Below are 1,555 nucleotides of genomic sequence, written 5' to 3' on the forward strand. Positions count from 1 at the left end.
ACCCCTCTCGGGGGCCTTTTGTCTGTCTGGAATCTAGCGTTCCAGATCAGCGATCTTGCCGGTTTTGCCATCCCACTCTGCCGCATCCGGCATCGCATCTTTCTTTTCGGTGATGTTGGGCCAGACCTCGGCAAGCTCAGCGTTGAGCTCGATGAAATTTTCCATGCCAGCAGGAATCTCGTCTTCCGAGTAAATGGCCACGGCAGGGCACTCAGGCTCGCAGAGCGCGCAGTCGATGCACTCGTCCGGGTGGATCACCAGGAAATTCGGGCCTTCGTAAAAGCAGTCCACCGGACAGACTTCTACGCAGTCGGTGTACTTGCACTTGATGCAGTTGTCGGTGACGACGAAGGTCATTTCTAATTTTCTCCTCAGGCGGCTGCGGCAGAGCCCTTCCAGACAGGGGTGCCAGGTTCGGGAGGTTTCCCGCCCCTATGAAAACACGTGCTTTTGGTGGGTGGCCTTGAAGCGGTAAGACTGCGTCGTCTGCTACCTGTCCCTGCCACCTACCGATGGTTCGCTGCATTTTCACGCGGCTCGAAAAACGCCTCGACCAGGCTAAAAGCCGAGAGCGTCCCAAACCGCGCGGGATTCTAACAGTATGTAACGCTTCGCGTCACAGGCGAGTTTGCAATGTGTATAGCAAATCCAGCGCCTGCCGCGGGGTCATATCGTCGACCTTGACCTTCGACAGCTCGTCGAGCACCGGGTGCGGCAGACTTGCGAACATATCGCTCTGCTGCGGGACTGCGGGCTTGCCGGGTTTGGCGCGCGGCTGCTCGTGCGGCAGGCTGGTGGTTTCCAGACGCTGCAAGTGTTCCTTGGCGCGGCTGATGACCTTGCCCGGCACGCCGGCCAGTTGCGCCACGGCCAGACCGTAGCTCTGGCTCGCAGGCCCTGGCAGTACGCGGTGCAGGAACACGATGCGCTCGTTATGCTCAGTGGCATTCAGGTGCACGTTGGTCACCAGCGGTTCGCTTTCCGGCAGCACTGTCAGCTCGAAATAGTGCGTCGCGAACAGTGTATAAGCACGCAGTTGCGCCAGACATTCCGCCGCTGCCCAAGCCAGAGAAAGGCCGTCGAAGGTGCTGGTACCGCGTCCGACTTCGTCCATCAGCACCAGGCTTTTGTCGGTAGCGTTGTGCAGGATGTTTGCCGTTTCGCTCATTTCCACCATGAACGTCGAGCGCCCGCCGGCCAGGTCGTCGCTGGAGCCGATACGGGTGAAGATCCGGTCGACCAACGACAGTTCGCAGCTGCCAGCGGGCACGAAACTGCCGATATGCGCCAGCAGTACGATCAGCGCCGTCTGACGCATATAGGTCGATTTACCGCCCATGTTCGGGCCGGTTATGACTAGCATGCGCGTGCTGTCGTCCAGCGCCAGGTCGTTGGCGACAAACGGAGTGCTTAGTACCTGTTCTACGACCGGGTGACGGCCCTGCTCAATGCGCATGCAAGGCTCGGCAACGAAGCGTGGGCAGTTGAGGTCCAGATTCAGCGCGCGCTCCGCAAGGTTGCTCAGCACGTCCAGTTCAGCCAGCGCCGCTGCCGT

At 60.1% G+C, this 1,555-nt stretch carries 2 protein-coding genes; both read right to left on the reverse strand.

Going from position 1 to position 1,555, the window contains the following annotated elements; genetic code table 11:
* Window positions 1-33: 33 nt before the first annotated feature.
* Entirely contained in the window at window positions 34-357 is a 324-nt protein-coding gene (fdxA, locus tag ALO64_RS10075) for a ferredoxin FdxA (RefSeq protein WP_002554692.1), read from the reverse strand.
* Between the two features lie 259 nt (window positions 358-616).
* Window positions 617-1,555 (reverse strand): MutS-related protein (locus ALO64_RS26290; protein ID WP_408002901.1); only part of this gene is annotated, 939 nt, incomplete at its 5' end.

The sequence above is a fragment of the Pseudomonas meliae genome (genome assembly GCF_001400515.1).
In the GTDB taxonomy this organism is placed as follows: Bacteria; Pseudomonadota; Gammaproteobacteria; order Pseudomonadales; family Pseudomonadaceae; genus Aquipseudomonas; species Aquipseudomonas amygdali.

Coding starts and splice junctions, on each gene's coding strand:
- fdxA (WP_002554692.1), bottom strand. CDS start 357: ATGACCTTCGTCGTCACCGACAACTGCATCAAGTGCAAGTACACCGAC.